At 64.3% G+C, this 23,077-nt stretch carries 25 protein-coding genes and 1 tRNA gene; 7 read left to right on the forward strand and 19 right to left on the reverse strand.

Annotated elements, in window-relative coordinates:
• Nucleotides 1–115: 115 nt before the first annotated feature.
• From QDT69_RS10060 to rpoZ, 11 genes are all read right to left on the reverse strand, one after another.
• Nucleotides 116–1,093: a cation diffusion facilitator family transporter gene (locus QDT69_RS10060; RefSeq protein WP_279706424.1), complete on the reverse strand. Its 978-nt coding sequence runs from the start codon at nt 1,091–1,093 to the stop codon at nt 116–118.
• Nucleotides 1,094–1,283: 190 nt separating this feature from the next.
• On the reverse strand, nt 1,284–3,539 hold the full coding sequence (gene parC, locus QDT69_RS10065; protein ID WP_279706425.1) for a DNA topoisomerase IV subunit A: 2,256 nt from the start codon (nt 3,537–3,539) through the stop codon (nt 1,284–1,286).
• Nucleotides 3,540–3,611: 72 nt separating this feature from the next.
• A complete protein-coding gene (gene recO / locus QDT69_RS10070; protein ID WP_279706426.1) occupies nt 3,612–4,361 on the reverse strand; it encodes a DNA repair protein RecO in 750 nt (249 codons plus the stop codon).
• Between the two features lie 159 nt (nt 4,362–4,520).
• On the reverse strand, nt 4,521–4,901 hold the full coding sequence (locus QDT69_RS10075) for a hypothetical protein (protein ID WP_279706427.1): 381 nt from the start codon (nt 4,899–4,901) through the stop codon (nt 4,521–4,523).
• A gap of 14 nt (nt 4,902–4,915) precedes the next feature.
• Nucleotides 4,916–5,839, reverse strand: a complete 924-nt coding sequence (gene era, locus QDT69_RS10080; protein WP_050422612.1) for a GTPase Era — start codon at nt 5,837–5,839, stop codon at nt 4,916–4,918.
• Nucleotides 5,832–6,653 (reverse strand): ribonuclease III, encoded by an 822-nt coding sequence (rnc, locus tag QDT69_RS10085; protein ID WP_279706428.1) that lies wholly within the window; start codon nt 6,651–6,653, stop codon nt 5,832–5,834. The genes era and rnc overlap by 8 nt, the downstream gene beginning before the upstream one ends.
• Nucleotides 6,650–7,411, reverse strand: coding sequence for a signal peptidase I (lepB, locus tag QDT69_RS10090; protein ID WP_279706429.1), 762 nt, complete (start codon nt 7,409–7,411; stop codon nt 6,650–6,652). Before lepB ends, rnc begins: the two co-directional genes overlap by 4 nt.
• A 278-nt stretch (nt 7,412–7,689) precedes the next feature.
• Nucleotides 7,690–8,106 (reverse strand): holo-ACP synthase, encoded by a 417-nt coding sequence (gene acpS, locus QDT69_RS10095; protein WP_279706430.1) that lies wholly within the window; start codon nt 8,104–8,106, stop codon nt 7,690–7,692.
• Complete coding sequence (locus QDT69_RS10100; protein WP_279706431.1) at nt 8,103–8,876, reverse strand: pyridoxine 5'-phosphate synthase; 774 nt, start codon at nt 8,874–8,876, stop codon at nt 8,103–8,105. The genes acpS and QDT69_RS10100 overlap by 4 nt, the downstream gene beginning before the upstream one ends.
• A 66-nt stretch (nt 8,877–8,942) precedes the next feature.
• Nucleotides 8,943–11,234 (reverse strand): bifunctional (p)ppGpp synthetase/guanosine-3',5'-bis(diphosphate) 3'-pyrophosphohydrolase, encoded by a 2,292-nt coding sequence (locus QDT69_RS10105; protein ID WP_279706432.1) that lies wholly within the window; start codon nt 11,232–11,234, stop codon nt 8,943–8,945.
• Between the two features lie 217 nt (nt 11,235–11,451).
• Nucleotides 11,452–11,844 carry a DNA-directed RNA polymerase subunit omega gene (gene rpoZ, locus QDT69_RS10110; protein WP_016844003.1) on the reverse strand — a complete coding sequence of 131 codons (393 nt, stop codon included), beginning with the start codon at nt 11,842–11,844 and terminating at the stop codon, nt 11,452–11,454.
• 360 nt (nt 11,845–12,204) lie between these two features.
• Between rpoZ and QDT69_RS10115 the strand changes: the two genes are divergently transcribed.
• Together QDT69_RS10115 and QDT69_RS10120 are read left to right on the forward strand one after the other, a co-directional pair.
• A complete protein-coding gene (locus QDT69_RS10115; RefSeq protein ID WP_050422617.1) occupies nt 12,205–12,846 on the forward strand; it encodes an NYN domain-containing protein in 642 nt (213 codons plus the stop codon).
• The gene (locus QDT69_RS10120) at nt 12,827–13,486 is read left to right on the forward strand and encodes a uracil-DNA glycosylase (protein ID WP_279706434.1); all 660 of its coding nucleotides are present in this window, start codon (nt 12,827–12,829) and stop codon (nt 13,484–13,486) included. Before QDT69_RS10115 ends, QDT69_RS10120 begins: the two co-directional genes overlap by 20 nt.
• Before the next feature lie 200 nt (nt 13,487–13,686).
• Here QDT69_RS10120 and QDT69_RS10125 read toward each other — a convergent pair whose 3' ends face one another.
• The 5 genes from QDT69_RS10125 to QDT69_RS10145 all read right to left on the reverse strand — a co-directional run bounded on the left by QDT69_RS10125 (nt 13,687) and on the right by QDT69_RS10145 (nt 16,851).
• The gene (locus QDT69_RS10125; protein ID WP_279706435.1) at nt 13,687–14,268 is read right to left on the reverse strand and encodes a peroxiredoxin; all 582 of its coding nucleotides are present in this window, start codon (nt 14,266–14,268) and stop codon (nt 13,687–13,689) included.
• Between the two features lie 40 nt (nt 14,269–14,308).
• Nucleotides 14,309–14,782 carry an SsrA-binding protein SmpB gene (smpB, locus tag QDT69_RS10130; protein ID WP_050422619.1) on the reverse strand — a complete coding sequence of 158 codons (474 nt, stop codon included), beginning with the start codon at nt 14,780–14,782 and terminating at the stop codon, nt 14,309–14,311.
• Nucleotide 14,783: 1 nt separating this feature from the next.
• The gene (gene mscL / locus QDT69_RS10135; RefSeq protein WP_279706679.1) at nt 14,784–15,197 is read right to left on the reverse strand and encodes a large conductance mechanosensitive channel protein MscL; all 414 of its coding nucleotides are present in this window, start codon (nt 15,195–15,197) and stop codon (nt 14,784–14,786) included.
• 58 nt (nt 15,198–15,255) lie between these two features.
• Nucleotides 15,256–16,146 carry a 4-hydroxy-tetrahydrodipicolinate synthase gene (gene dapA, locus QDT69_RS10140; RefSeq protein WP_279706436.1) on the reverse strand — a complete coding sequence of 297 codons (891 nt, stop codon included), beginning with the start codon at nt 16,144–16,146 and terminating at the stop codon, nt 15,256–15,258.
• A gap of 267 nt (nt 16,147–16,413) precedes the next feature.
• The gene (locus QDT69_RS10145) at nt 16,414–16,851 is read right to left on the reverse strand and encodes a hypothetical protein (RefSeq protein WP_279706437.1); all 438 of its coding nucleotides are present in this window, start codon (nt 16,849–16,851) and stop codon (nt 16,414–16,416) included.
• Nucleotides 16,852–16,978: 127 nt separating this feature from the next.
• On the opposite strand from QDT69_RS10145, the gene QDT69_RS10150 reads away from it, so the two are divergent.
• The 5 genes from QDT69_RS10150 (at nt 16,979) to QDT69_RS10170 (ending at nt 21,295) form a co-directional block, all read left to right on the forward strand.
• Nucleotides 16,979–18,976, forward strand: coding sequence for a lytic transglycosylase domain-containing protein (locus tag QDT69_RS10150; RefSeq protein WP_279706438.1), 1,998 nt, complete (start codon nt 16,979–16,981; stop codon nt 18,974–18,976).
• Between the two features lie 251 nt (nt 18,977–19,227).
• A tRNA-Ser gene (locus QDT69_RS10155) sits at nt 19,228–19,320 on the forward strand.
• 106 nt (nt 19,321–19,426) lie between these two features.
• Nucleotides 19,427–19,807 carry a hypothetical protein gene (locus QDT69_RS10160; RefSeq protein WP_279706439.1) on the forward strand — a complete coding sequence of 127 codons (381 nt, stop codon included), beginning with the start codon at nt 19,427–19,429 and terminating at the stop codon, nt 19,805–19,807.
• Nucleotides 19,808–20,167: 360 nt separating this feature from the next.
• Nucleotides 20,168–20,848, forward strand: coding sequence for a hypothetical protein (locus QDT69_RS10165; RefSeq protein WP_279706440.1), 681 nt, complete (start codon nt 20,168–20,170; stop codon nt 20,846–20,848).
• 165 nt (nt 20,849–21,013) lie between these two features.
• On the forward strand, nt 21,014–21,295 hold the full coding sequence (locus tag QDT69_RS10170) for a hypothetical protein (RefSeq protein WP_279706441.1): 282 nt from the start codon (nt 21,014–21,016) through the stop codon (nt 21,293–21,295).
• A 124-nt stretch (nt 21,296–21,419) separates the two neighbouring features.
• Here the strand turns inward: QDT69_RS10170 and QDT69_RS10175 are convergent, their stop codons facing one another.
• The 3 genes from QDT69_RS10175 to QDT69_RS10185 form a co-directional block, all read right to left on the reverse strand.
• Nucleotides 21,420–21,644: a hypothetical protein gene (locus tag QDT69_RS10175; RefSeq protein WP_279706442.1), complete on the reverse strand. Its 225-nt coding sequence runs from the start codon at nt 21,642–21,644 to the stop codon at nt 21,420–21,422.
• A 138-nt stretch (nt 21,645–21,782) separates the two neighbouring features.
• Nucleotides 21,783–22,022: a hypothetical protein gene (locus tag QDT69_RS10180; RefSeq protein WP_279706443.1), complete on the reverse strand. Its 240-nt coding sequence runs from the start codon at nt 22,020–22,022 to the stop codon at nt 21,783–21,785.
• 114 nt (nt 22,023–22,136) lie between these two features.
• Complete coding sequence (locus tag QDT69_RS10185; RefSeq protein ID WP_279706444.1) at nt 22,137–23,042, reverse strand: DMT family transporter; 906 nt, start codon at nt 23,040–23,042, stop codon at nt 22,137–22,139.
• Between the last annotated feature and the right edge of the window lie 35 nt (nt 23,043–23,077).

Below are 23,077 nucleotides of genomic sequence, written 5' to 3' on the forward strand. Positions count from 1 at the left end.
GATCGAGCCCGTCATTGCAACGCGCGCGGTCGCAATCTGCCGTCTTGTCGCCGACCGTGGAAGACGTGGAGATCGGCTTAACCGATCAATTGAATGCGAGTGCGTGAGGCGCCGGCTAGACCATTTCCGCCGGGGCCAGCCGGCAGGTCTCGCTGCTGATCTCGACCTGCAGCGTGGCGTGGTGGATGCTGAACCGCTCCGACAGCTCGCCGCAGACGCGATGCAGGAAGACATCGTCATGTCCTCCGGGCCGCACCAGATGCGCGGTCAAGGCGGTCTCGCTCGTGCTCATCGCCCAGATGTGCAGGTCGTGCACCTCGGTGACGCCTTCGAGCGCGGCGAGATAGTCCCTCACCCGCTTGAGATCGATCCCCTTCGGCACCGCGTCGAGCGCGAGGTTGACGCTGTCACGGGCAAGCTCCCAGCCGCTCAGCAGCACGGCCACCGCGATGACGAGGCTGATCGCCGGATCGAGCCACTGCCAGCCGGTCGCCATGATCAAGAGCGCGGCGATCACGACGCCGAACGAGACGCCGGCATCCGCCGCCATGTGCAGGTAGGCGCCGCGGACGTTGAGGTCGCTGTCGCGGCCGCGCATGAACAACAGCGCGGTGCCGCCATTGATCAGGATGCCGAGCGCCGCGACCCAGACCACGGTCCAGCTTGCGACCTCCGCAGGCTCGCGGAAGCGGTTGAGCGCCTCGACCGCGATGCCGCCGACCGCAATCAACAGCAGCCCGGCGTTGAACAGCGCCGCCAGGATCGAAGCCCGGCGGTAGCCATAGGTGTGGGTGTCGGTCGGGCGCCTGCCGGCGAGCCACGCCCCGCCCCAGGCCAGCAGCAGCGCGATGACGTCGGAGAGATTGTGAACGGCGTCGGAGACCAGCGCGAGCGAGTTGGCGGAATAGCCGAAGATCAGCTCCGCGACGACGAACGCGGTGTTGAGCGAGGCGCCGATCGCGAACGCCGTGCCGAAGCTGGCGGGCGCGTGGCTGTGCCCGGCGTGGGAATGTCCCGCGTGGGAATGTCCGCCGTGAGAGTGCCCGTGAGAATGACCGCCGTGGTCATGGTCGTGGTCGTGATTGTGCGCCATGGCAACCGTCGCCCGTGATCGTTGGCGACGGTTATAGCGCGGTGAAATGTGGATACTATCACACCGCGCTGTTCGTAAGCGTAGCCCGGATGGAGCGAAGCGCCGTATGGCGGATTAGCCAACGGCGTAATCCGCCGCGCCGCGACGAGAACGGCGGGTTACGGCTGCGCCTAACCCGCCTTACGCAGCACTACTCCACGCCGCGGTTGAACTTGTTCGACTTCGGCAGGCCATGGGCGAGCCGGCCGGCGTCGGCGCGGTTGCCGCGCCAGTCGGCCAGTTCCTTCATGGTCATGCTGTGCTCGCGGCCGGCCGAATCCTTCCAGGTCAGGCCGGTCTTGGAGTCGAACACCGCAACATCCGACAGCTCCGAGCTGGTGTATTTCTGCAGCCGCACGCCACGGCCGCGCGCCATCTCCGGCACCTGATCGAGACCGAACAGCACCATCTTGTGGTTGGTGCCGATCACCGCGACGGTGTCGCCGTTCACGGTGGTGATCGCACGGGCCTCGTTCGGCATCTCGACATTGAGCACCTGCTTGCCCTTGCGGGTGTTGCCGACGCAATCCTCTTCCTTGACGATGAAGCCCTGGCCCTCGCTGCTCGCGATCAGGAACTTGCGCTCGCCCTTGTTGACGAACAGCGAGATGATCGCGGCGTCCTGTTCGAGGTCGATGAACATGCGGATCGGCTCGCCATGGCCGCGGCCGCCCGGCAGCTTGGCAACGTCGAGCGAATAGAACTTGCCGTTGGTCGCGAACAGCAGCAGCTTCGAGGTGGTCTCGGCAAAGAACGAATGCTCGAGCTTGTCGTCGGTCTTGAAGGCGAGCCCCGAGAGATCCTCGACATGGCCCTTCAGCGTGCGCACCCAGCCTTTCTCGGAGATCACGACGGTGCACGGCTCGCGCTCGACCAGGGCTTCCTCGATCGCGGCGAGATCATGCTCGGGCGCATCGGCGAAGGTGGTGCGGCGCTTGCCGAGCGGCGTCTTGGGCCCGAAGATGTCGCGGACCTTGCGCACCTGCTCGCCGACCTTGGCCCATTGCTCGGTCTCGGAGCCGAGCAGGCCCTCGATGCCCTTCAATTCCTTGCGAAGATCCCTGTCCTCGGTGCGGATCTCCATCTCCTCCAGGCGGCGCAAATTGCGCAGCCTCATGTTGAGGATGGCTTCGGCCTGGATCTCGGTGAGCTTGAAGGTCTTGATCAGGACCGGCTTCGGCTCGTCCTCGGTGCGGATGATCTTGATCACCTTGTCGAGGTTCAGATAGGCGACGAGGTGGCCGCCCAGCACTTCCAGGCGATGCTCGATCTGCGTCTTGCGGAAGTTGGAGCGGCGGACCAGCACGTCGCGCAGATGGTCGAGCCATTCGCGCAGGCACTCGGCGAGGCCGACCACCTTCGGGATGCGGCCCTTGATCAGCACGTTCAGATTCAGCGAGATCTTGCTTTCCAGCTCGGTCAGCCGGAACAGCGACTCCATCATCAGCGCCGGATCGACGGTGCGCGATTTCGGCTCGATCACGAGCCGCACATCCTCGGCCGACTCGTCACGGACGTCGGCGACCAGCGGCAGCTTCTTCTCGTTGATCAGTTCGGCGATCTTCTCGACGATCCGCGACTTCTGCACCAGCCACGGAATCTCGGTGACGACGACCACCCAGGTGCCGCGCGCGCCCTCCTCCTGGGTCCAGCGCGAACGGGTGCGGAACGAGCCGCGGCCCGTGGTGTAGGCCTCGATGATCGCTTCCTTGGAATCGACGACGATGCCGCCGGTCGGGAAGTCCGGACCCTTGACCCATTTGAGAAGAGCCTTCGACTTGGCGTCGGGCTTCTCGATCAGATGCAGCGCGGCGTCGCAGAGTTCGGCCGCGTTGTGCGGCGGGATCGAGGTCGCCATGCCGACCGCGATGCCTTGCGCGCCGTTGGCGAGCAGGTTCGGGAAGCCGCCGGGCAGCACCACCGGCTCTTTCGACTGGCCATCGTAGTTCAGGCGGAATTCGACGCCGTCCTCATCGATGCCGTCGAGCAGCAGCCGCGCGACCTCGGTCATGCGCGCTTCGGTGTAGCGGTAGGCGGCCGGATTATCGCCGTCGATGTTGCCGAAATTGCCCTGGCCGTCGACCAGCGGGTAGCGCGAGGAGAAATCCTGCGCCAGGCGCACCATGGCGTCATAGATCGCCTGGTCGCCGTGCGGATGGAACGAGCCCATCACGTCGCCGACGATCTTGGCGGATTTCTTGAATGCCGCGCGCGGGTCGAGCCCGAGCAGGTCCATGCCGTAGAGGATGCGGCGGTGCACCGGCTTCAGCCCGTCGCGGGCATCCGGCAGTGCACGATGCATGATGGTCGAGAGCGCATAGGCGAGATAGCGCTCCTCGAGCGCGTCACGCAGCGGCACCTCATGAATTTCGGCCGGCTTTTCCGGCGGTATCTGACGTTTTCCCATGGGGAGGCGTTAAACCTTGGCGGTGAATCGGGCAAGCCGCGAATCAGCGGGAATTTAGGGCCCGAATCGGCCTTACGGAACCGCCGTTCGGCTCCGCCGCCTGGTCACGGCGTTGATGAACCCGTCGCGGGCATCGGAATGGCCCTGACCGCGGGGCTCCAGCACGTGGCGGAGCAGGAACAGGCCGGTGATCGTAAAGCCGTCGCGCAGGTCCTGGTCCGACCAGCTGTTGGCGCCACCCTCGCCTTCGCGCAGGAACGCGGGCAACGGCAACAGCCGGTCGCGCCACGGCTCGCCCGCGGCCCGCGACACGGCGCCGCCGGATTTCGGCGACACGTAGATCAGGTCCGTGGTCTCCCCGGTGGCGGCGCAGTTCTCGAGGTCGAGCCCGAACCCGAGCTCGGTCAGCATCGCGAGCTCGAACCGGATCAGGTGCACGGCGGCAACGCCCGCGTCGTCGAAATCGTCGAGCGTCCCCTGCAGCATCCCGTAGATGTCTTCATGCGGATCGCGCTCCGGCAGCAGCCGTGCCAGCGCAGCAAGATGGGTGACGCCGTAGACGGCATGCGACGAGGCGAGCAGCGTCGCCGCGCGCAGCCGGGTGCCCTCCAGGGTGTACATGCCGAGATGCTCGTCGAGCCGCGCCCGCCACACCGCGGTGACGCTGTTGCCGGGTTGCAGCAGCGGCCGCATCCGCGAGCTGGCGCCGCCGCGCACCAGGCCAAGATGGCGGCCGTGCTCGCGCGTCAGGAGCTCGACGATGGCGGAGGATTCGCCATGCCGCCGCACGCCCAGCACGATGCCTTCGTCGGTCCATTCCATGGTCGCGATCTTACAAGATTTCGGCCTTCCGCGCAGTCATCGTGCACTGTCATTCCGGGGCGATGCGAAGCATCGAACCCTCAGGTGCGCAATTGCGCACCGAGAATCTCGAGATTCCGGGTCTGGTCCTGCGGACCATCCCGGAATGACAGCAAAAGGCTACGCGTTGAACCAGCCCTGTGCGTCGCCGGTGAAGGAATAATACAGCCCGGCCGTGGTCAGGATGCAGGACACCACCTCGATGGCGCTGTCGAGCTCCAGGCCCCTCTCGCCGATCACCTGTACCAACGACAGCACCGATATCACCAGCATCGCGGCCAGCACCCAGCGCGGCCAGTTCTTGCGGTGCTGCGCGGCGAGCCGGACGAAATACACCAGCAACAGGATCATGCAGCCGGCCGTCAGGGTCTCGCCCGTGATGATCTGCTCGGTTCTCTCGAAGGTCGGCGTGCGGTCCTGGAATGCCACCGACAACGCATCGAGCGTCAGCGACAGATAGAGCAGCACCTCAAACCACAGCACATTTCTGGGCACGTTCATTGCGACGCCGGCTGTTATTCCTTGGGGAAGTCCAGTCCCATTTCCTTGTAGCGGTCGGGATCGTCGCCCCAGTTCTCGCGCACCTTGACGAACAGGAACAGATGCACCGGCACGCCCATGATCTCGGCGATCTCGGCGCGCGCCTGCGCGCCGATCGACTTGATGGTGGCACCGCCCTTGCCGAGCACGATCTTGCGCTGGCTCTCGCGCTCGACAAAGATCGTCTGCTCGATGCGGATCGACTTGTCCTTGCGATCGGTCCAGCTGTCGGTCTCGACCGTCGACTGGTACGGCAATTCCTGATGCAGGTGGCTGTAGATCTTCTCGCGGGTGATCTCGGCCGCCAGATGCCGCATCGGTGCATCCGACATCTGGTCCTCGGGATAGAGGAACGGTCCCGCCGGCACCATCTTCGCCAGCGCCTGGCGCAGATCGTCGACGCCGTCACCCGACAGCGCCGAGATCATGAAGGTGTGCTCGAAGCGCATCCGCTCGTTGGCGGCCTGCGCCAGGGCCAGCAGCTTCTCGCGCTGCACGAGATCGACCTTGTTGAGCACCAGTATCTTCGGATGCGCGACGGTTTCGAGCTTGGCCAGGATCGCGTTGGCCTCCTCGTCGATCCCCGACTTGGCGTCGAGCAGCACGCAGACCAGATCGGCATCATGGGCGCCGCTCCAGGCGGTCGACACCATGGCGCGGTCGAGCCGGCGCCGCGGCGCGAAGATGCCGGGCGTGTCGACCAGGATGATCTGCGCGTTGCCTTCGATCACGATGCCGCGGATCAGCGCGCGCGTGGTCTGCACCTTGCGCGACACGATGGTGACCTTGGAGCCCACCAACGCGTTGACCAGTGTCGACTTGCCGACATTGGGCGCACCGATCAGCGCGACGAAGCCACAGCGCGTCGCGTCCCCCTGCCCTTTGGCTTCGTCAGTCATTGGTACCGACGCCTTCACGCTCGATCATCGCGGATGCTGCTGCCTTCTCTGCCGCGCGCTTGTTGCCGCCGAGGCCCTCGGCGGAGGCGAGGCCCGGCAGGTCGACCGCAACGCGGAATTGCGGATCATGGTGCGGGCCGGTGCGCTCGACCTCGCGATAGACCGGCGTCGGCAATCCCTTGCCCTGCGCCCATTCCTGCAACACGGTCTTGGGATCGCGCAGCGGCCGGCGCAGCTTGTGCATGCGCTCGGTCCAGTTGCGCTCGACGAACTGGCGCGCGGCCTCGTAGCCGCCGTCGAGGAAGATCGCCCCAATCACCGCCTCGCAGATATCGCCGAGCACGGACTTGCGCAGCCGTGCGCCCTCGACCGCCTTCACCATTCCGAGCTTGATGTCCTCGAGCAGCCCGAGCGACTTGGCGACATCGGCGCAGCTCTCCTTGCGCACGAGATCGGCGAGCCGCTTCGACAATTCGCCCTCGTCGGCCTTCGGGAACGCCCGGAACAGCATGTCCGATACGATCAGCCCGAGCACGTGGTCGCCGAGGAATTCCAGCCGCTGGTAGCTGTCGGCGCGGTTGCGGGTCGCGGGCTTCAGCGCGGACACGTGGGTGAACGCAGTGGTCAGCAGCGCGGCATCCGAGAACGTATAGCCGATGCGCGCCTCGGTGCCGGCGATCGCCGCCCTCTCTTCAGCCGCCTTGGCAGCCTTGCTGCGCCGCTTCTTCGGCGCGGCTGTGCTTTCGGCGGCAGGCGTCTGGCTCGGCTCGCCGGTCGGCGCTTGATCGTTGATGGCTGCGGTATCGTCGTTCATCGCACGATGGAGAATAGGCGATTCCACCGCACCGCGAACGGCCAGCGCCAGACCATCCAGGCCTGCTCACCCTCGGCGATCGAGAAGAAGATCATCTGGGCACGCCCGATGATGTTCTCGAACGGCACGTAGCCGACCTGCGACAGGAAGCGGCTGTCGGTGGAGTTGTCGCGGTTGTCGCCCATCATGAAGAAATGCCCGGGCGGAACGGTGTAGACGATGGTGTTGTCCATGTAGCTGTTGTCGGTGCAGTCCAGCGACTCATAGCTGACGCCGTTCGGCAGCGTTTCCTTCCAGCGCTTGACGCGGGCGGTGGCATCCGCCGAGCCGCAGGGATCCTCGCCGACGAAATCGCTCAGCCGCTCGCGCTTGATCGGCGCATCGTTGATGTAGAGCAGCCCGCCCCTCACCTCGATGCGGTCGCCCGGCAGCCCGATGACGCGCTTGATGTAATCGGTGGAGTCATCGCGCGGCAGGCGAAACACCACGATGTCGCCGCGGTTCGGCTCCGAGCCGAAGATGCGGCCCGAGAAGATGTTCGGCGAGAACGGGATCGAATAGTGGCTGTAGCCGTAGGAATATTTCGAGACGAACAGATAGTCGCCGACCAAAAGTGTCGCCTTCATCGACCCCGAGGGGATGTTGAATGGCTGGAACAGGAAGGTGCGGATGACGAGCGCGATCAGAAGGGCATGGATGACGACGCGGATGGTCTCGCCGAAGCCGCTTTCAGTTTTGGTCCCGGTGGTCACGCTCATTGCTTTCCCAATTCCCGTGGGCCGATGTCCACGCGGTGGCAGAACGTTCTCTTCGCGCGAAGCGTCAGGCCCTCGCGTGAGGAAAATGGCCTTGATTCTGATCTTGAGGGCAAACTCCGGCCTAAACCCGGAATCCGCGTCTCGATTTACCCTGCGGCGTTTTAGACGGTTGTTTGCGGAGGCGCAATCAATCGTCGCCTCAAAACTTCGCAATTCATTGAAATATCAATGATTTTTTAGTTTTCTGAAGTTTTCCGGCAGATTCCGGCGCCGCGCGCTCATCTGGCGGGGGCAACCGCCGAAATTATGACGAAGGCCTGCGCCAGCGGCCAATCGTCCGTGATCGAAAGGTCGATCTGCGCCTGCATGCCCTCGGGCGTCAGTTCCTGGAGCCGGGCCAGCGCCCCGCCGGTCAGCCGCATCGACGGCCGCCCTCCGGGCAGGTTCACCACCCCCATGTCCTTCCACCACACTCCGCGCCGGATACCGGTGCCGAGCGCCTTGGAGCAGGCCTCCTTGGCAGCGAAGCGCTTGGCGTAGGTTGCGACCACCATCTTCTCGTTGTTGGCGCGGCGCAGCGCCTTGGCGCGTTCGGCGTCGGTGAAGATGCGATCGAGGAAGCGCTCGCCGTGCCGCTCGATCACCTTGGCGATCCGGGTGATGTCGATCAGGTCGGAGCCGATGCCGATAATCATGCGCCGGCCGCACCCTGCGCCTTGGCCCGGCCGCGGTCCATTGCCGCACGCATCTCGCGCACCGTCCCGGCGATGCCGACGAACAGCGCCTCGCCCATCATGAAATAGCCGATGTTGAGCTCGCGGATTTCGGGCAGCGCGGAAATCGTCTCCGCGGTCTCATAGTCGAGCCCGTGGCCGGCATGGACCTCGAGCCCGGCCGCCTGCGCGAGCCTCGCGCCGGCGACGATGCGCTTCCATTCGGCCTCCGCCTTGTCCTTGTGACCGTCGACCACGGCATCGCACCAGCCGCCGGTGTGGATCTCGATCACGGGCGCTTTGAGCTTGGCGGCCATCTCGATCTGCCTGGGATCGGCGGCGATGAACAGCGAGACCCGGATGCCGGCATCGCTGAGCCGCGCGATGAACGGCGCCAGCGCATTGTGCTGGCCGACCACGTCGAGGCCGCCTTCGGTGGTGAGCTCCTGGCGCCGTTCGGGTACCAGGCAGACCGCGTGCGGCTTGGTCGCGAGCGAAATTCGCAGCATGTCGTCGGTCGCAGCCATCTCGAAATTCAGCGGCTTGGAGATCTCGGCCTTCAGCCGCGCCATGTCCTCGTCGCGGATGTGACGGCGATCCTCGCGCAGATGCGCGGTGATGCCGTCGGCACCGGCCGCGATCGCGGCAAGCGCCAGCCGCACCGGATCGGGCCGCGCCCCGCCCCGCGCATTGCGCAGGGTCGCGACGTGATCGACATTGATACCAAGACGGAGCGGAGCAGCCTTCGACATTTCACCAACCTGCAATTCTAGCCTGTCATGCGCGGGCGCGTTTCCGCTCGCCGATGCCCAGCCATCCTACCCGTTGACGCGCTCGACCTTTGCGACAACGGCCTTGGCGCGCAACTGCGCAATGATAGCGCTGAGATGCTTGAGGTCATAGACCTCAAGGTCGATGGTCAGCTCCGTGAAATCGGGCGATTGGCGCGACATGTGGATGTTGTCGATATTGCCGTCGTGCTCTGCGATCACGGTTGCGATCTGGGCAAGGCTGCCGGGCTCGTTGACATTGTGGACCAGAATGCGCGCCGGAAAGCGCTGCGGCATGGTCTCGTCGATATCCCAGCGCACGTCGAGCCAGCGCTCAGGCTCCTCCTCGAAATCCTTCAGCGCCGGCGCCTGGATCGGATAGATCGTGATCCCCTCGCCCGGCGTGACGATGCCGACGATGCGGTCACCCGGCACCGCGCCGCCATTCGGCGCGAACTTCACCGGCAGGTCGGAATTGATGCCGCGCACCGGGATCACCGAGGTGGCGCGGGCCGGATGCGGCGGGTTCTGCGTCTTGAGCTTCGCGGTGAGGCTCTTCTTGGCGCCGTAGCGCACCAGCCGCTCTTCCTTGTAGTCGGGATACATCGCACGCGCGACGTCCGAGGCCTTGATCTCGCCGCGCCCGACCGAGGCCATCACCTCCTCGATCGAGGTGCGCGCGAGCCGCGGCAATGCGCCCTTCAGCTTGTCGTCGGCATATTCGATCTTGGCGCGGGCAAACAGGCGGTCGACGATACGGCGGCCGAGACCGGCATACTGGTCGCGCACCGCATCGCGGGTGGCGCGCCGGATCGCGGCGCGCGCCTTGCCGGTGCGGGCGAGCGCCTCCCAGGCCGACGGCGGCGCCGACTGCGCCTTCGAGGTTAGCACCTCGACCTCGTCGCCATTCTGCAGCTCGGACGACAGCGGCGCGAACTTGCCGTTGATCTTGCAGCCGACCGCGCTGTTGCCGACGCCGGTGTGCACTGCATAGGCGAAATCGATCACGTTGGCGTTGCGCGGCAGCGCGATCAATTTGCCTTTCGGCGTGAAGCAGAACACCTGGTCGTGGAACAGCTCGAGCTTGGTATGCTCGAGGAACTCCTCCGGATTGGAGCTCTCCGAGAGGATGCCGATGGTGTGGCGCAGCCAGGCGAAGGCGTTGGACTCGTGCTTGAGCCGCTCGTGCGGTGAGCCCGCCCCGTCCTTGTAGAAGGCATGCGCGGCGATGCCGAACTCGGCGATCTGGTTCATCTCCTCGGTGCGGATCTGCAGCTCGACGCGCTGCTTGCCCGGGCCGATCACGGTGGTGTGGATGGACCGGTAGTCGTTCTGCTTCGGGGTCGAGATGTAGTCCTTGAAGCGACCCGGCACGACCGGCCAGGTGGTGTGGACGATGCCGAGCGCGCGATAGCAGGCGCCGACATCGTCGAGGATGACGCGGAAGCCGTAGATGTCGGACAGCTGCTCGAAGCCGACCGACTTGCGCTCCATCTTGGTCCAGATCGAAAACGGCTGCTTGCGGCGGCCGAACACCCGCGCGGTGATGCCGTTCTTCTGCAGGTTCTTGGAGAGCTGGGTTTCGATCTCGCCGATCAGGTTGCGGTTGCGCTCGGCCAGCGAATCGAGCCGCTGCTTCACCACGGCATAGGCCTCGGGATCGAGCACGAAGAACGACAGGTCCTCCAGTTCCTCGCGCATCTCCTGCATACCCATGCGGCCGGCCAGCGGCGCATAGATATCCAGTGTCTCCTCGGCGATGCGGCGGCGCGAGGCCGGCGGCATGAACTCCATGGTCCGCATGTTGTGCAGGCGATCGGCGAGCTTGATCAGCAGCACGCGGACGTCGTCGGCGATCGCCAGCAGCAGCTTGCGCAGATTCTCGGCCTGCTTGGCCTCGCGCGACACCAGTTCCAGCCGCTTCAGCTTGGTCAGGCCCTCGACCAGCGCGCCGATCTCGTGGCCGAACACATGATCGATCTCGGCCCGCGTCGCCTCGGTGTCCTCGATCGTGTCGTGCAGCAGCGCCGCCACGATGGTGGCGTCGTCGAGCTTGAGGTTGGTCAAGATCGCCGCGACCTCGAGCGGATGCGAGAAATAGGGATCGCCGGAGGCGCGCGTCTGCGTGCCGTGCGCCTTCATGGCGTAGACATAGGCGCGGTTGAGCAGGTCCTCGTTGGTGTCGGGGTTATAGGAACGGACGCGTTCGACGAGGTCATATTGTCGCATCATGCGCGTCCGCGGCTTGACCGGCCTCTCCGCTGCGGACGACGCCGGCGCCACCGCGACCGTTTCGGTTGCAGCCTGCATCTGGATGGAACTGCGGCGTCGATACGCCATGAACTCGCTGCCTCTCGCGCGGGACCCTAACGTCCCCTTTTCCTCAATCTAGTGCGCTTTCGAATGAAGCTGCACCCCGCACGGGCCCTGGAACCATTCAATTTCCCGCGCCCGCATAGGACGCACCGTAACAGCAAAATTGTCAACAAAAGCAAAGGCCCGGAGCAATGTCCGGGCCTTTTTCAAATCCGTTCGAACCGGGAGCTGAAAGACGAGCCTACTCGTCTTCCTCGGGCTGCTCTTCCGGGGGCGCGAGGCCCTCGAGGCCCTTCAGCAGCTCTTCCTCGGTCATGCGCTCGACCGCGACCTCGGTGTCGTCGGCGTCGACGCTGGCACCAGCGGAACCGATCAGCGGCACAGTGTCCGGCTCGGGCTCGTCCACCTCGACGAACTTCTGCAGGGAGTGTACCAGTTCCTCCTTCAGATCTTCCGGCGAGATCGTCGAATCGGCGATCTCGCGCAGCGACACGACCGGGTTCTTGTCGTTGTCGCGATCAACCGTGAGTTGCGATCCCGACGAGATCATCCGGGCGCGATGCGCAGCCAACAGGACGAGGTCGAAACGATTGTCGACCTTATCAATGCAATCTTCGACGGTGACGCGAGCCATCTCGAGGCGCTCCGTGGTAAAAGGGACCGAACATGTAGGTTATGAGGGTTAGTTATAGGGCTAGCCCCCGTTTCGCAAGGTAAAATTTGTGATTTGCCTTCCCAACAGGCTCTGATAACCCGGTCTGCCGGGGCCAGAAGGGCCGGAGCGTCTGACGACATGGCTAGGTTGCTGTCCCAGACAAGTAAATCTCTTCATTGCAATGTCAAAGGTCTAGGCTTTTTGCCCTCGCCTCACCATAATTGCGGTGGTGACTGTCGTGGGGAAAGACTCACTGTACTTTAGGCAGCAACGCCGGAAATTGCGCGCGGTTGATCACCGCCGCACTAAGAACACTAACAACCACGCGAGAACACTTTGATGTCGTCACCTGTTTCCAACAAGATCGCGCTCTTCATCGACGGAGCGAATCTTTACGCCACCGCAAAGACGCTGGGCTTCGACATCGACTACAAACGCCTTCTGAAGGAATTCCAGAGTCGCGGCACGCTGCTTCGCGCGTTCTACTACACGGCGATCATCGAGGATCAGGAGTATTCGTCGATCCGTCCGCTGATCGATTGGCTCGACTACAACGGCTACACCGTCGTCACCAAGGCGACCAAGGAATTCATCGACGCCAGCGGCCGCCGCAAGGTGAAGGGCAACATGGACATCGAGCTCGCGGTCGATGCCATGGAACTCGCCGAGCACATCGACCAGATGATTCTGTTTTCCGGCGACGGTGACTTCCGCTCGCTGGTCGAGGCCGTGCAGCGCCGCGGCGTTCGCGTCACCGTCATCTCCACCATTGCCAGCCAGCCGCCGATGATCGCCGACGAGCTGCGCCGCCAGGCCGACGTCTTCACCGACCTCGTCGAGCTGCAATCCAAGCTTGGCCGCGATCCGTCGGAACGCCCGGCCCCGCGCGAACCCCGCGAACCGCGCCATCACTCCCCGCAATTCCTGCAGCGCGCGACCACCATGGCCCCACGGGGAGCCGATGACGATTTCGACGAGTAATCTCGTCGCCGCATCTCAGCGTCCCGACAGCAACTGTCAGCTCTGCGTCAGGCTGGCCGACTTTCGCGCACAGGCGCGCGCACTCCATCCGGACTGGTTCAACTCGCCGGTGGAATCCTTCGGCGATCAGAATGCGCGGCTGTTGATCGTCGGGCTCGCGCCGGGCATGCAGGGCGCCAACCGCACCGGCCGTCCCTTCACCGGCGACTACGCCGGCGACCTGCTCTACGCCACCCTGCTCGAATATGGCTTCGCCAGCGGCGTCTATCAGGCGCGCCCGGACGACGGCATGAAGCTGGTCGACGCGCGGATCAGCAACGCGGTGCGCTGCGTGCCGCCGCAAAACAAGCCGCTGCCGGCCGAGATCAACACCTGCCGGCAGTTCCTCAGCGCCACCATCGCTGCGATGCCGAAGGTGCGGGCCATCGTGCTGCTCGGGCGCATCGCCCACGAATCGACCCTGAAGGCATTGGGGGTTCGTCTGGCCGCAGCGCCGTTCGTGCATGGCGCCGTGCATAGCGTCGGCAAGTACAAGCTCTACGACAGCTATCACTGCTCGCGCTACAACACGAACACCGGCGTGTTGACGACCGAGATGTTCCGCAAGGTCTTCGCGACGGTGCGCAAGGAACTGGGCTAGCGCCCTTTCCGGTATCCGCTTTGCCAACCGCTATCCGAAGCCCGCAAACGCCGCAGGACGCTCGCGAACTTCGGAGTAACAGAAAATACTCCTGAGTTGCCCGACGTGTCAAGTTTGTCTGGAGGAATGCCGGCCGCCGCCGGCTCCTTTGCATGGGGTTGTTTTCGATATTTTGGCAGCCCCTGCGACGGCTGCTCCAGCTAGTCCTTCCGCGGATTGTCCTTCAGCCATTCCAGCACGTCACCAGCGTTCCGGTCGGGTGGGAACACCGGATAGAACACGTGCGTGATGCGCGCATCGTCGATCACAAGCGCCAGCCGCTTGATCAGGGTCAGACCCGCCACCGACATCGTCGGCAATCTCAGCGTGTGCGTCAGTTCCAGCGCTTCGTCCGACAGCACCGGGAACGGCAGGTGCAGGCGCGACGCCATCTCGGTCTGATAGTCATTGCTTTGCGTCGACAGCCCGAACACCTGGGAAGCACCGGCCGCCTTCAGCTCGGCGAACAGGTCGCGGAAGGCGCAGGTCTGCGGCGTGCAGCCGCGGGCGCCGGGGATCATGTCCCAATCGTCGACCAGCCCGATCTTGCCGGGCTCACCGGTTCGCGGATAGGCGAACACCACGGTGCGGCCCTCGAGCGCCGACAGCGTCACGGACGTGTCGTTGGTGGCCCGCAAGGTCACCGGCGGGATCGTCATGCCGGCGAGGTGCGCCGCGCCGCCATCATCGGTGGGCGCCGGGATCTTGCTCCAGTCGACGTCGGTGAGGCTGCTCTGGGTCATGGCCTGCATCTCCATCCGTCGTCATCGCAATGACGGCGCGCTATCCCCGCGCCCGCATCAGGCGGCCCTTTTCGCGGGACCAGTCGCGCTTCTTCTCGCTCTCGCGCTTGTCGTGCAGCTTCTTGCCCTTGGCGACCGCGAGCAGCAGTTTGGCACGGCCGCGCTCGTTGAAGTACAGCTTTAGCGGAATGAGCGTCATGCCCTCGCGATCGACCGCGCCGAGCAGCTTGTTGATCTGCTTGCGATGCAGCAGCAGTTTGCGCGGCCGCTTCGGCTCGTGGTTGAAGCGGTTGGCCTGCAGATATTCAGGGATGTTGGCGTTGATCAGCCACAGCTCGCCGTTCTTGGAATCCGCATAGGACTCCGCGATCGTGCTCTTGCCGCTGCGGATTGACTTCACCTCGGTGCCGGTCAGCGAAATACCGGCCTCGATGGTGTCCTCGATTGCATAGTTGAAGCGGGCCTTTCGGTTTTCGGCGACAACCTTGATCGGGCGTTCGTTCTTCTCGGCCACTTTAGCTCTTCTTGAGGAGGTCGCGGATTTCCGTCAGCAGCACGACTTCGGCCGACGGCTTCGGCGGCTCGGCGGGCGCAACCGCTTCCTTGCGCTTGAACTGGCTCATCAGGCGGATCACCATGAACAGCACGAAGGCGACGATGACGAAATTCACGATCAGCGTGATGAAATTGCCGTAAGCCAGCACTGCTCCCTGCTTCTTGGCATCGGCCAGATTGGTGGCAGTCACGTTCTTGGCAAGCGGGATGAAGTAATTGGAGAAGTCGAGGCCGCCGATCATGCCGACGATGGGCATGATGATGTCGCCGACCAGCGAGGTGACGATGGCGCCGAAGGCCGCGCCGATGATGACTGCGACGGCGAGGTCGACGACATTGCCCTTCATGGCGAAATCGCGGAATTCCTTCAGCATTCCCATCCCCTTCTGTTCGACACTGCGCACGGCATTATTCACGACAGTACGGCCCCGGTCAGTTGATCAGGCCGGCATGCACCATGGCGCTGCGGACCGCCTGGCGGGTGGATTCGGCGACCGGCACCATCGGCAGGCGCAGCTTCTCGTCGAGCTTGCCGAGCAGCGACATCGCATACTTCACCGGCGCCGGATTGCTCTCGATGAACAGGTTGGTGTGCAGCGGCATCAGCTTGTCGTGGATCTTGAGCGCGGTGGTGACGTCGCCCTTCTGCCAGGCGGTCTGGAACTCGGAGCACAGCCGCGGCGCGACGTTCGAGGTCACCGAGATGCAGCCATGGCCGCCATGCGCCATGTAGCCGATGATAGTCGCATCCTCGCCGGACAGCTGATTGAAGTCCTCGCCCATCGCGGCGCGCTGCTGCGAGACCCTCACCATGCTGGCGGTCGCGTCCTTGACGCCGGCGATGTTCTTCAGCTCGAACAGCCGCTTCATGGTGTCGACGGACATGTCGATCACCGAGCGCGGCGGGATGTTGTAGATGATGATCGGAATGTTGATCGCATCGTTGATCGCCTTGAAGTGCTGGTACATGCCTTCCTGGGTCGGCTTGTTGTAGTACGGCGTCACCACCAGCACGGCATTGGCGCCGGCCTTCTCGGCGTGCTCGGCGAGCTCGATCGCCTCCTTGGTCGAATTCGAGCCGGCGCCGGCGATCACCGGCACCCGCCCCTTGGCCTCTTCGATGCACCACTCGACCACCCGTTTGTGCTCGTCGTGACTCAGCGTCGGGCTCTCGCCTGTCGTGCCGACCGGCACCAGGCCGTGCGTGCCCTCGGCGATCTGCCAGTTCACGAGACCGCGGAACGCCGCCTCATCGACCGAGCCGTTTTTGAAGGGCGTCACCAAGGCAGTGAATGATCCCCGGAATTTTGTCTTGGCTGCCATGGACTTCCTCCAAACGCTTCAGGCTAAAGGCTAGGTCGACGGACCCTTGTTGTTGTCGTGCTTTACGTCCGTGCAACCGGCACCCGGTTGATGCGAAACGCCATGAAAGGCAATTCATATCGGGTCTGGCCGACAGGCGAAAGGGCCGTACCGTACCTATTCCCAACGGTAATCTGCGGCGCGCGAAACCGCTCCCAGCCGCGATTTTGCCGTTGTGCTGGCGCAAACAGCCGCACCGGCAGGCTTCTTAGTATTTTGTCTACGTTTTCAATCAAATAAGAACCCAGGGCCCAAACGACCAGATGATTCGGGGCCGCAGAGGACTTCTGTGATCCGTTCCGTTCGCGCAGGCACATTGCGATCGACGGCGTTGGCGACGAGCCTGGCGCTCGTTGTCGGCCTTGCCGCCATCACGCCCGACGCCCAGGCCGCCGAGGATGTTCCAACCGCAAAGCCGGCGGCCCAGGACACGGCTTCCAAATCCAATGCTGCGAAGCCTGCCGCCCCGAAGACGGCGGCTTCCAAGAGCGCCACTCCCAAGGCCTCTACTTCGAAGCCGGCAGCTTCCAAGCCAGCCGCGACCAAGAGCGGCGAAGCCAAAAGCAGCGAAACCAAGCACAGCACAGCCAAGACCGACGCTGCCAAGACGGTTGCTTCCAAACCGGTCGCTTCCAAGTCCGGCACGCCCAAGACAGACGGAACCAAGGCCGCCCCTCCCAAGACCGAGGCGCACAAGACAACAGCTCCGAAGTCCACCGAACCAAGGACCACCACGTCCACAACGTCAAACCACGCCTCGCCGGCGGCAACGGGTACGGTCTCGAGCAGGTCAGTGGCCGCCCCCGCGCTGGTTCCGGCGACCCGCCAGCATGCCGCGCCGATCGCGCGCAAGCCGGTGCAGCCTGCGGCCGTGGCCGCAACGTCGTCGACCTCGCAGTCGGACAAGGAAGCGCTCGCCAGCGTCGTCGAACTGCTGCGCAAGCGCAGGCCCTCTGACGCGACCGATGCCGAAGCCTCGATCTCCGATCCCGTCGCGCGCAAGCTCGCCGAATGGCTGATCCTGCGCAGCGAGGACAATGGCGCCTCGGCCGAGCGCTACCGCGCCTTCCTCGACGCCAATCCGAGCTGGCCCTCGCAGACCTTCCTGCGCCGCCGCATCGAGGCCTCGCTATGGGACGACCATCGCGACGACTCCGCGGTCTGGGCCTGGTTCCAGAATGAATCGCCGGTCTCCGCCAAGGGCCGGCTCGCGCTCGCCAAGGTGATGGTCGGACGCGGCGATCGCGGCAATGCCGAGCGCCTGGTCCGCGAGGCTTGGCGCAATGACGGGATGAGCGAGGAGACTGAAGCCACCGCGCTCGAGATGTTCGGCTCGTTCCTGACCGCCGCCGACCACAAGGCGCGCATGGACACGATGCTCTACGGCACCGACAACGAGGCTGCCGGTATCCGCGAGGCCAGGCGGCTTGGCTCCGGCTATCTGGCGCTCGCCAAGGCGCGCATCGCCGCCAACCGCAAGGGCTCGAACCTGCGCGCGCTGCTGGAAGCAGTGCCGAGCGAACTGTCCGGCGACACCGGCTATCTGTTCGCCAAGATCCAGCTGCTCCGCCGCGAGGAGAAGTTCGCCGAGGCCGCGCGGCTGATGCTGAGCGCGCCGCGGGACGCCGCGCGCCTCTACAACGTCGACGAATGGTGGGTCGAGCGCCGCCTGCTGGCGCGCAAGATGATCGACGTCAACGAGTTTCGTACCGCCTATCTGATCGCGCGCGATGCTGCGCTGCCGGCCCGCGACATCTACAAGACCGAGCAGGAATTCACCGCGGGCTGGATCGCGCTGCGCTTTCTCAACGATCCCGCCCTCGCCGCCCAGCATTTCGCGCGGATCGGCGTCGGCAGCGCCAACCCGACGGCGCTCGCGCGTGCCGGCTACTGGCAGGGCCGCGCCGCGGAAGCCGCCGGCCGCGGCCAGGAGGCGCGTGCGGCCTATGCGCGCGCGGCCGAGCAATCCACCAGCTATTACGGCCAGCTCGCGCGCGCCAAACTCGGCCTGCCGCAGATCGAGCTGAACAGCGCGCCGCGCGGCCGCGGCGCCGATCGGCTGGAGATCGTGCGGGCGGTCGGGCTGCTCTACGAAATCGACGCGCGCGAGCTCGCGATCCCGATCTTCGGCGACATGGGCGACAACGGCGATCCGGAAGCGCTGGCCGGCCTCGGTGAGCTCACCGCACGCCATGGCGATGCCCGCGGCATGCTGCTGATGGGCAAGTCCGCCCTCAACCGCGGACTGCCGTTCGACCACTATGCCTATCCGGTGAACGGCATCCCGTCGTTCCGCCAGGTCGGGCCGGAAGTCGAGCAGAGCGTCGTCTACGCAATCGCGCGCCAGGAGAGCGCATTCAATCCGGCGGTGGTGTCGCCGGCGCAGGCCTACGGTCTGATGCAAGTGACGCCGGACGCCGGACGCTATGTCTGCAAGCGGGCCGGCATCGGCTTCGATCTCAACCGGATGAAGACCGACCCGGTCTACAATGCGATGCTTGGCGCGGCCGAGCTCGGCGGCCTGCTCGAGGACTATCGCGGCTCCTACATCCTGACCTTCGCCGCCTACAATGCCGGCCGCGGCAGCGTGAAGAAGTGGATCGAGCGCTACGGCGACCCGCGCGATCCCAAGGTCGACGCGGTCGACTGGGTCGAACTGATTCCGTTCTCGGAAACGCGGAACTACGTCCAGCGCATCATGGAGAACCTGCAGGTCTACCGCGCCCGCTTCGGCGGCGGCACCAAATTGCAGATCGAGGCCGACCTGCGCCGCGGCGCCAGCGTCGAGTGAGCCGGCGCAAGGCGGTTTTCAACAGCCTTGCGACAGGCCGCTTCCGATTCCGGCCAAATATCGATCCAACTAATTGTTATTACTTATCTTTCTGACGAAAGACCGGGCCAGAGCCGCCAAACCGCCGCGCAATATAAAGGCTCGGCGCCTGCTTCGGGGCGGCTCGCGACCGAGCTGCCACCAAATCACGTTGTCGCAATCTGAATCTGCCGCTTGCGGCTCAGCCCCCACTCGGGCATATCGGCGCCATTGGAGAGGTGGCCGAGTGGCTGAAGGCAACGCTTTGCTAAAGCGTCATACGGTCTCAAGCTGTATCGAGGGTTCGAATCCCTCCCTCTCCGCCAGCCCCACCACAACCGGCTACCCAATCAATGCTGGTCCCTGGGGATCTCCGTAGAGACATTCGGGCGTCGGCCCGCCCGGTATGAACCGCCAGTCACCTCCGCGTGAATGAAGCATCATTCCCGGCGCCACGAAGCGAACGCGCAACAAACCGCGCGCAGCATCCCCGCATTGCTTCTTTCACCTGAACAATTCCGGGGTAAAGCCATGCAGCACGACGATGGCATTCAATTCCAGGATCTCGACCAGGTTTTGCGTAACGCCCAGCTTCGTCGCTCCTCCGATTTAGGCCTCTGGTTAGGGCAACGCTTCTCAGCCACAGCAGGCAGGATCGTCATCGCAACGTCGTTGGCCTGCATGGTTGTCGCGCTGGCAATGGCTGCTGCGCCGCGGCCCGTCTCGAGCGCTGCGCTCGGCAGCGAGTGGCAATGCAGCAAGGCGGCGTTTGTCTTGACGACCTGTCGTCAAGCCGACCCTGCGCGCTCATAGCAAGCGGCCTCATCCCTTCAGGGAGCGTCGCCCGTTGCAGGCACTGCGTATGCTCGCAACGTCAATTTGCCGGTGAAACCATGTGCCCGGCAACTCCGTAGCTGGAGCGCCGACCCATTTCTTCCATTTTTGGTCCTACGGGCCGGCTGGGGCCGTTCGGTCTTTTCCCAGTCTCGAACGGCCTCATCTTTGTGTCCGTCTGTGAACTATGTCAGCGGCAGCGTGGTCGATGTGCGAACCTTTCGCGCCAGAGGTCGCGGCAGGCTTCCCGTCGGTGTGATTATTTGGCATCAAATGAACAGGAAGCCCGCACGAAGAAGCCGCCGATTAGCGAGATCGGGCTGAAGGCGAAGAACCAAGATGGATGGCTCAAGCCGCGGTCTCAGGTTAGCGATCCGCTTCGCATTGGTACTCGTGCTGCCGGCCGCGCAGACGCCGCCGACGGTGCATTCGCGGGACGAGCGGCGTGTGGTTGGCAAGGAATGTCGCGATGTCTTGCCTGCGCAGGCAAAGATACGGGCATGCCTCAACCTGCTGAGCGATCGACGACTCTCGACCGCCTATCTTGCGCCGATCAACGGCGAGATATCGGGCACGTTCCAGAGCTTGCGGGACTACGACAACGCCATAAAGTATAAAAAGATCGAAATCGAACGCGCGAACACCGCCGGGAAGCAACCTTCTTCGTCGGACGAAGCACTTCCTGCAAGTCTCGGCGCGATGTCGCTGCGGTACATGGAGCTCGGCTCACTCCAGTCGCTCAATCGCCTCACCAACTTCAACAGCCAGTCGGATGAAGCGCGCCGGGTCGCCATTGAGGAGCAAAGCAACTACAATCAGGCGCTTTCATATAACCCGATGAACTACAGGGCCTATCGATACCGGGCTGAAATTTACAGCCTGTTCTGCGACAGCGCGTCCGCCGCCCAAGACATGGAGGCCGCGGTCAGGTTTGCCGAACAGGCCGGCGATCAGGACGCCGCCCGCGACTACAAGCACGTCACGCTCGGCGCCTGCATTCCGGCGTGGCGTCGCGACTAGTCTGCGAGACCGGTCAGGCTGTGCCCCCGGTGGCTCACCCCGCGCCAGACCGTCCCGACCGTATTGTTACGGAGCCGCGACTGGCAGGTTATTTGCGATGCATCCGTGAATAGTTCGGCGCCGGCGGTTCTCGGTGTGCCGAACTCAGACATTCGGAGCACGCATATGAACATGCACCATCGTTTTGAGACAGCTCGCGGACACGCCGGACGAGAGTCGACGATCAGCAAGATGCTGTCCGATCTTGTCCTGGCCTGCCAGCAGATCGAAGCCGACATCGCGACCGAAGAAGCGCGCGCGGGAATTCATGACCGGTCGGACGCCAGGTACCCGATCTTGGCAAGGTCGCTCAACGAGCGGTACGCCAATCTCAAGGGAACCATCGCCACGCTCGAGAAGCGAGTCACCGAGAGATCTCAGCACAGGCTGGTCACCGACGCTGCATAGCCGATCCGTTTGACCGACGTCCGGTTCGATGGAGAACGGTTTCGTCCGCCTCCGCCAGCCGCACTGAAATCAGCACCTGAGTCCTGGAAACAAAGGGGCCCGCTGCGAGCGGGCCCCTGCTTCCCTACTGAATTCCGAAGCACTGCCGCTTGCCGTCGTTCGGGCAGTAGAAGCAGGCCTTCGAGGAACAACCCGACAGGTCGCCAGCCTTGTTCAGGGTGTAGTTGCATCCTGCGGTTCTGTCGCACGCCTTCACGACTGCCCCGATCGGGGCGGCTGAGGCCGACTGACCGAACGTGAATAGAGCAATCGCAGTTGCAACGGCGAAGCTCAGCGAAATTGAGCGCATGATTTACCCTCCTCCACAATTGGGCCGACGCACCATTGCATCACCCAGGCGAGACTCTTGCAGGACTGTTCAGCAATTGATGTGAGGCGGGTCACTCAGGCATTTCACCTACATGCGGCGGTGCAGCGCTGACCGACGTCAACCGCTGCCGCGGGTCGATGGATCGAGGTTGCGGTTCTCGCCCGGCGGGATCGGCCCGAAGCCTGGATACACGTAACGGTCCGGAGCGACGACCGGTTCAGTTGGACGGAAGATGAGATGCTGTCGCACGCGGCGATGATGCACAGTTGCGGCGTCAGCGGCGCCGCTGCTCAGGATCACAACGGGCAACGTCAGGGCCAGGGAAACTCGCAAGCAAATACGTAAGGCGACACGCATCGCGATCACTCCGTTTCAGTGAACAGATGATCGCCGATCACGGCGTTCTATTCTGCCCTCACCTCTCACGTGCGATCAAAACCGCGAGATCACCGGGCTGCGACGTGCCGCGTATCACGCCTCGCGCGCGGTCTTCAGCGGTCGTGGAAACGCCTGTGCGCAGGCGACACCGAGCAGCGCAAGGCCGCCGCCGATGACGTGGAATGACCTGACCGGCTCGCCCAGCATCACGATCGCGGCCGCGGCGGTCAGCACCGGCAGCAGATTTATGAAGATCGCGCAGCGGTTCGGGCCGAGTTGGGCGACACCGCGGATCCAGAGGAACGGCAGCACCACCGAGGCCAGCGCGCCGGCATAGACGATGAGCGGCCAGGTTTCGGCATTGACCTGACGCAGCGGCGCCGGCGTCGCGAGGAATGCAGGAAACATCACCGCCAGCGCGCACAGCGCCTGCATGTAGGTCGACTGCCATCCGGTGATCGGCAGATTCCAGCGCTTCAGCAGCACGCCGTACAGCGCATAGACGATCGCGGCCAGCAGCATCAAGGTGTCGCCCGCATGCACACCGTTGTGCAGCAGCGACGGCACGTCGCCGCCGCTGACGAGATAGATGAGGCCCGCAAATGACAGCGGTGCGCCGCAGATCATGCCAAGCGTCGGCTGCTCGCCGAGCAGCGCGGCACTCAGCGCGACGGTCAAGAGCGGCGTCAGCGCGGTGAACACGGCCATGTTGGTCGCGGTGGTGGTCTCGGCCGCGAGATATGACAGGCTCTGGAACAGGCACATCGCCAGGAAGCCGAGGATCGCGAGCGGCCCGAGATGCGGCCAGATCGCGAGGCGATTGCGCCATGCGGCGCGCGCCACGAACGGCGACATCAAGAGCACTGCGACCAGCAGGCGATAGAAGGTGATCGCCTGCGGACCGATCGTGTGCGCCGAGAGACGCGAGACGATGACGTTGCCGGCCCACAGCACGATGGCAACGAAAGGGTAGAGAAGTGCAGCATTCTTCCTGAGCATGATTTGGCAGCGTGTTGGTGAAGGACCCACCAGCA

It is taken from the genome of Bradyrhizobium sp. CER78 (assembly GCF_029846235.1).
Lineage (GTDB): Bacteria > Pseudomonadota > Alphaproteobacteria > Rhizobiales > Xanthobacteraceae > Bradyrhizobium.

Excerpts from the sequence above, each read along its gene's own strand:
- QDT69_RS10075 (WP_279706427.1), bottom strand. The coding sequence starts at position 4,901 with ATGAACGTGCCCAGAAATGTGCTGTGGTTTGAGGTGCTGCTCTATCTG.
- QDT69_RS10180 (WP_279706443.1), bottom strand. The coding sequence starts at position 22,022 with ATGCGTGTCGCCTTACGTATTTGCTTGCGAGTTTCCCTGGCCCTGACG.
- QDT69_RS10105 (WP_279706432.1), bottom strand. The coding sequence starts at position 11,234 with ATGGCGTATCGACGCCGCAGTTCCATCCAGATGCAGGCTGCAACCGAA.
- QDT69_RS10160 (WP_279706439.1), top strand. The coding sequence starts at position 19,427 with ATGAAGCATCATTCCCGGCGCCACGAAGCGAACGCGCAACAAACCGCG.
- QDT69_RS10175 (WP_279706442.1), bottom strand. The coding sequence starts at position 21,644 with ATGCGCTCAATTTCGCTGAGCTTCGCCGTTGCAACTGCGATTGCTCTA.
- QDT69_RS10115 (WP_050422617.1), top strand. The coding sequence starts at position 12,205 with ATGTCGTCACCTGTTTCCAACAAGATCGCGCTCTTCATCGACGGAGCG.
- QDT69_RS10165 (WP_279706440.1), top strand. The coding sequence starts at position 20,168 with ATGGATGGCTCAAGCCGCGGTCTCAGGTTAGCGATCCGCTTCGCATTG.
- dapA (WP_279706436.1), bottom strand. The coding sequence starts at position 16,146 with ATGGCAGCCAAGACAAAATTCCGGGGATCATTCACTGCCTTGGTGACG.
- QDT69_RS10170 (WP_279706441.1), top strand. The coding sequence starts at position 21,014 with ATGAACATGCACCATCGTTTTGAGACAGCTCGCGGACACGCCGGACGA.
- era (WP_050422612.1), bottom strand. The coding sequence starts at position 5,839 with ATGACTGACGAAGCCAAAGGGCAGGGGGACGCGACGCGCTGTGGCTTC.
- recO (WP_279706426.1), bottom strand. The coding sequence starts at position 4,361 with ATGGAATGGACCGACGAAGGCATCGTGCTGGGCGTGCGGCGGCATGGC.
- acpS (WP_279706430.1), bottom strand. The coding sequence starts at position 8,106 with ATGATTATCGGCATCGGCTCCGACCTGATCGACATCACCCGGATCGCC.
- QDT69_RS10125 (WP_279706435.1), bottom strand. The coding sequence starts at position 14,268 with ATGACCCAGAGCAGCCTCACCGACGTCGACTGGAGCAAGATCCCGGCG.
- QDT69_RS10060 (WP_279706424.1), bottom strand. The coding sequence starts at position 1,093 with ATGGCGCACAATCACGACCACGACCATGACCACGGCGGTCATTCTCAC.
- QDT69_RS10100 (WP_279706431.1), bottom strand. The coding sequence starts at position 8,876 with ATGTCGAAGGCTGCTCCGCTCCGTCTTGGTATCAATGTCGATCACGTC.
- mscL (WP_279706679.1), bottom strand. The coding sequence starts at position 15,197 with ATGCTGAAGGAATTCCGCGATTTCGCCATGAAGGGCAATGTCGTCGAC.
- QDT69_RS10120 (WP_279706434.1), top strand. The coding sequence starts at position 12,827 with ATGACGATTTCGACGAGTAATCTCGTCGCCGCATCTCAGCGTCCCGAC.
- QDT69_RS10185 (WP_279706444.1), bottom strand. The coding sequence starts at position 23,042 with ATGCTCAGGAAGAATGCTGCACTTCTCTACCCTTTCGTTGCCATCGTG.
- parC (WP_279706425.1), bottom strand. The coding sequence starts at position 3,539 with ATGGGAAAACGTCAGATACCGCCGGAAAAGCCGGCCGAAATTCATGAG.
- rnc (WP_279706428.1), bottom strand. The coding sequence starts at position 6,653 with ATGAACGACGATACCGCAGCCATCAACGATCAAGCGCCGACCGGCGAG.
- lepB (WP_279706429.1), bottom strand. The coding sequence starts at position 7,411 with ATGAGCGTGACCACCGGGACCAAAACTGAAAGCGGCTTCGGCGAGACC.
- rpoZ (WP_016844003.1), bottom strand. The coding sequence starts at position 11,844 with ATGGCTCGCGTCACCGTCGAAGATTGCATTGATAAGGTCGACAATCGT.